3 protein-coding genes are annotated in these 4,948 nt (G+C 60.3%); all 3 read right to left on the bottom strand.

Going from position 1 to position 4,948, the window contains the following annotated elements; genetic code table 11:
• On the bottom strand, positions 1 to 930 hold a 930-nt coding region (locus tag FJY68_13380; protein ID MBM3332816.1), incomplete at its 3' end, for a YncE family protein.
• Between the two features lie 587 nt (positions 931 to 1,517).
• The gene (locus FJY68_13375) at positions 1,518 to 4,097 is read right to left on the bottom strand and encodes a hypothetical protein (protein ID MBM3332815.1); all 2,580 of its coding nucleotides are present in this window, start codon (positions 4,095 to 4,097) and stop codon (positions 1,518 to 1,520) included.
• Between the two features lie 9 nt (positions 4,098 to 4,106).
• On the bottom strand, positions 4,107 to 4,928 hold the full coding sequence (locus FJY68_13370; GenBank protein ID MBM3332814.1) for a hypothetical protein: 822 nt from the start codon (positions 4,926 to 4,928) through the stop codon (positions 4,107 to 4,109).
• Positions 4,929 to 4,948 lie beyond the last annotated feature (20 nt).

The raw sequence follows: 4,948 nt of genomic DNA, 5'->3' as shown, positions 1-4,948 counted from the left end.
GCCCGTTTGAACCCCGACCGTGGCAATGATCGAGTCGCCCGCTCCGTCGAGCACCGTCACCGTACCGCTACTGAAGTTGGCGCAGTAGATCCTGTTGTCTTGCTGATTGTAGCAGAGAGCGCGGGGATTCGTCCCGACCGGTATTGTAGCTAGGACTGAGTCGGAGGCCCCTTCAATCACCGTGACGCTGTTGCTGGTTGGTCCATTCGCGCAGTACACCTTGTTGTTGCCGGAGCAGTAGTAGAGATACCAGGCGTCGCCTTCTGCCGGCACCGTGGAGATGACCGAGTCAGTCACGCCGTCTAGCACCGTGACGTCGCCGCTCACGGAGTTCGCGCAGTAGACCTTGTTGTTCAGTGAGTTGTAGCACAGGCCATGGGGCCAGTAACCGACATCGATGATCGCTACGACTGAGTTTGTCGCCCCGTCTATGACCGTCACCCTGTTCTCATCTGGGGTTACGCAGTAGACCTTGTTGTTCGCGCTGTTGTAGCAGAACGCATATGACACGACCCCAATCGAGGCGATCACCGAGTCCGTTGCACCAGCGATGACGAAGACATAGCCCCGGGCAAGGTCCGCGGCGTAAACCTTGTTCTCCTTCGGGTTGTAGCAAAGAGAGTGCACGCGACCGCCGGTCATCCTGATGCGTGCCAGGCGTTGGTCCGTGGCACCGTCAATCACGAGAACACCGTCGCCGCATCCAACGTAGATCTTGTTGCCCTGGGGGTTGTGTACAAGCGATAGTGGCCAGTCTAGCCAACCGAGCGTATCCGGCAGTTTGATGGTCGCCTCCAAGTACTGAGGCCGGGCCACCGAAGCCAGCAGCGTCACCAGTGCCAGCGCGCGCAGAAGCACCCCGGCCCTCGCGGCCCGATTGTGTGAGGTTGAGTTCCGACCAGACGAACTGCGCTTCATTCCGATTGCCAAGTGCTGCCTCCAGATATCTCACAGAACTTGCACGAATCGGCGTCGAGGTTCCCTGCGTGGCAGACCCTGCGTCTGCCGCACCCTCAAGTCGTGTCAATTGTAGAATGGATGTTCTCGCCTGTCAACAGGCAGGGAGACCTAGGAATAGTCGCCCATTCGGCGACTCGCTGTGACCAGTGCCAGGCACGCCATACCAAGAAGCTTCGGGACAGCCGACGCGGCTTGGCCGCGAGGTTGAGGTAGAGGGTGAGTCCAGGTACGAGCCGGACGAGGACTTCTCCCCTGCTCCCGACGATGGCTGACCCGGACGGAGTTTCACCACCAAGACACCAAGTCACCAAGAGCCGGTCGAAGATTGCTCCTATCACGGTTCCGATGACGACGGTTCCTGAATCCGACATCCTGCCACGAAAGCACGAAGGACACGAAACGAATGGGTGCGGGATACGACATGTCCGTCTCACTCCGTTTTCGTGTCTTCGTGGCCACCATTTCGGTTCTGGGGCTGCGGCTCTCGGCCAAGCCACCCAAGAGCAAGCTGCCCGCAGCGACGCGGGCAGCGATGCTACGACGGGTTCTGGAAAAGGCTACTCGGTCAGAACAACCTTCCGCACGTCGCCCGGTCTTCCGTCTTCGGTCATCGGTCCGCGGACAAAGTACACACCCGGAGCCAACGACCGGACGTCATTCTCGCCCGGCTTCAGGTCCATCAACTTCCGCCCGCTCACGTCCAGCAATGAGTAGCCGCCCGTTTGATTCACAGGCGGCAGATGGAGGATGCGGCTGAACACGGTCTGACAGAGATACCCGGGCACCGGCGTACCGCGCGTCTCTTCCACCGCGCCCGTCAGGCGTGGGAATATGGTTGCCCGGGCACGGCCGGCCATGCATTCGGGCTCAAAGGAGAAGAAAGCCAGACCGACGTGACCCAAGGTGTCCATGGCGAGAGCACAATCACCAGTGACATACGTGCTTTCGAATGCGACGATGTCCACGCCGTAGGGATCCAGCAAGTCCCCATCGGGAGATATCCGGTATCCCCGAAGCGTCTGGAAGCGCCCACCAGTCAGCGCGTTCACGCACAGGAAACTGGCCCCGTCGTATTCCAGACTCGTATGATTCCGGACTACGCCCGGGGGTATTGGCACCGCAGTGTCGAGCAGATTGGCCGCTGAGTCAAGAAGCCAAAGTCGTGGAGCGCCGGACGAAACTACCTCAGCCCCAAGAATGCGACCACCCCCGCAGGCTACGTCTGTGAAGAAGTTCCACGACCTTCGCTGCCACCAGATCGAATCGAGTATTTTCAACGTCCGGTCGTATAGCCCCACACCCATCCAGCATCTTATGTCAGGACAGTTATAGATCCGATTCACGGCAACCAGAGTGTCTCCCATGTGAGCCAGGGAGGCGCGGGTGTTGACCATCGCGTAGCCGAACCTGACCTTGAGTGGGACCGGCACCGAATCGAGAACACGCCCATCGGCCATGACACGAACCACATGGGTTGATTCGAGTTGGTCGTAGTCAAGCGACACGACGAATATTGAGTCCGCAAGGAAGGTCACGCCCAATTCATCCTCGTTGAGGGCCGCCGTACCCAGCGTGATTGGAACAGTGTCCATGACGACGCCATCCCGGCTGATGCGGGTCGCGTACGTTGCGACGAGACCCGGAAGCGTGTCCGGGTCTTCACACCAACAGAGAAGGTAACAGCCCGCTCCATAGGCCAGAACAGACTTCAGTGGTATCGTGCGAGGACCGCCGATGGTAAACGGCTCCGCGTCGATGAACTGGCCCTGATTGTCGAATCGCCGCGCGCGGAAACGCGCAGAGTAGTTGGGATCGGCCCTGATGTCGGCCCACACGGCTAGGAAGTTCTCTCCGTCGGACGTCAGCACGGACCCCTCGTGTGAGTTCGCCGAGAAGGCGTAGTCCCGGGCTAGCGAGTCAACCACCCCGCCTGAGGCCAAGACACGCCGACCGACTAGCCTGTATCTATACATGCTGACCGAATTCACCTTCTCATTCCACAGAACGAGGAAGGTATCGGTCGTGACCGCCACCGCCGGTGGAGCAAGAGCGTTGGTCGACAGCTTGACCGGAGCCGGGTCGATCATCTGCCCGTCGGAGTCGCATCTCATGCAGGCGATGGTACTGGTGCCCGCGCCCCAGACTACGAGTGTTGTCTCTCCATCCGCCGCCACGTCAATGCTGGTCGCCCCGCGCGCCAAGGCGAGGCCGCCCGTATCGAGTACGATGCCCGCCTGCGAAACGCGGGCGGCCATTGCCAGGGTCTCTCGGTCAGGATCTGTCACCTCGAGCCAAGCTACCCAGAAATTCTCACCATCGAACGCTGCCTTGGGTCCAAACGCTGGTACGCGCTGACGTATGGGGATGATCTGTGTGTCCGCAGATGAATTGTCAGGCCAAATGAACCTTGCACTGATACAGCTGTCCCATGTGGAATCAACACCCTGCCAGACGACAAAGTAGGCCGAGTCCCCGCGGACAACGTCTGCGGCATCCAAGTAGAAACTCGGCTGCTCTCCGCTCGCCACCAGTAGTCGGCGCATGACATCGCCGCTCGACGAGACCTCTGCGGCACGGACCTCGTGACGATCGGAAACTGGGCTCCACACCGTCGACACCACGGCATAGCGGTCAGGACGGGCAGCGAGCGAGATGCAGTACATCTGAACCTGGGAGTCAATCAGCACACGTGCATCGATAGCACCTGAATTCGACACAAGAGCAAACCAAAGTTGTTCCGTAATACCAGACCATGCAACCGCGTAGCCCGAGTCCGAGCAGGCCGCCGAGGGAGGAAACGACATACTGGCCCTCTGGGATGGACCAGCTGCATTCAGAGGAATGGTGTCCAGCAGGGCCATCGACCGGTCTAGTCGGCTCGCGTAGATGTTGTCGTCACTGGGCAACCAGGCGACCATACCAGTCGTCCGTGACGCGGCCACTCCGAAGTAGGGAAGGCTGGAATTGAGATAGCGGCCGATGAAGCGGGTGGTGTCGAGTAGGAACGACGGAAACGGCTGGGCGTGAGCAACGCCAATCCCCAGCAACGCCGCGCACAGGAGCACCCTGGCCCTCGCAGCCCGGATGGCCTGAATGGAGTAGCGGCCCCGAACGCGGTCCTTGGTGCCACGCGGCATGCGTTCCTCCTACCTTGTCACAACGACTTTGCGGACCGAGGCGCCCGGTCTTCCGTCCTCGGTCATCGGTCCGCGGAGGAAGTACACACCCGGAGCCAGCGACCGGACGTCATTTGGACCTGGCCTGAGGTCTAGTACCTTGCGGCCGTCGACGGAGAGCAGGGCGATTTCCGATTGCAGACTGCAGATTGCAGGTTGCAGATTGAGAGTGCCACGGACGACAGTCGGGCCGGGACTCGTCGTTCGCACCTCGGCGTTCGGCATTTCCTCGACCCCCAACGGCGCATCCGGATAGACCAGTATCACTTCGTCGCAACCAACGTAGACCTGAGCGCGCTCGGGATTAGGCTTCACGCATAAGGGCCCCGGCAGACCTGAGTACACGGCCGCGACGCTGTCAATCTGTGAGTCGTACACGAACAGGCTGCTGTCGGCCTCGTCCGGGCAGAAGATGTACCTTCCCGTATGATCCAGGCAACCCGGGCGATGCCATACGCCCGCGCCGAGTCGGGCGACGACGGTATCGCCGCGAGTGTCTATCACCAGCGCGCTTTCCGGGTCGGTCACAGAACCGTCCGCCACAAACCAGTAGAGCTTGTCGGTCGTATCGGAATACACGAAGAACGGCAGAATGCCGTTGACAACGCCATGCTCCCAACCGATTGTCGTTCTAAGAGAGAGCGTGCTGGCATCCAGGACTTCGACCCCGCCCAGACCGTGAGCAATGTATACCTTCTCGCCATCGCCGGTGTGCGCTTCGAGATAGGCGACTCCTTCACCAAGTACCGTGTCCACCAGAACGCTGTCGTTGCGGCAGTCTATTAGTCTCAATCGGTCGCCTTGTCTGCAGA

It is taken from the genome of candidate division WOR-3 bacterium, assembly GCA_016867815.1.
Classification (GTDB): Bacteria; Hydrothermota; Tepidihabitantia; order Tepidihabitantales; family Tepidihabitantaceae; genus UBA2258.
Note: the sequence above shows the minus strand (reverse complement) of the source record. Positions and strands in the feature narration are given on the sequence as shown.